The following is a 236-nucleotide window of genomic DNA, read 5'->3' on the forward strand; positions in this document are numbered from 1 at the left end:
CGTCGGAATTTATCGCCAATGGCGGTTGCCATGCCGACACGGCGGTGGTTGCATTGACCCATGATCCGAAAATCGATGACCTGGCCATGCTTGAAGCGGTGCGTACCGAAGCGTTCTACATCGGCGTGATGGGCTCGAAGGCCACCTCTGACAAGCGTCGCGAGCGCTTGCAGCGCATCGGTGGCCTCAGTAGCGACCAGTTGGCGCGTATCCATGCGCCGATCGGCCTCAACCTG

1 protein-coding gene is annotated in these 236 nt (G+C 60.6%); it reads left to right on the forward strand.

Going from position 1 to position 236, the window contains the following annotated elements; translation table 11 throughout:
• Positions 1-236, forward strand: a 236-nt coding sequence (locus tag RRF55_RS27940) for an XdhC family protein (RefSeq protein ID WP_439419291.1), incomplete at both ends; no start/stop codon positions are given.

It is taken from the genome of Klebsiella sp. K47 (assembly GCF_051858335.1).
GTDB lineage: Bacteria > Pseudomonadota > Gammaproteobacteria > Enterobacterales > Enterobacteriaceae > Klebsiella > Klebsiella pneumoniae.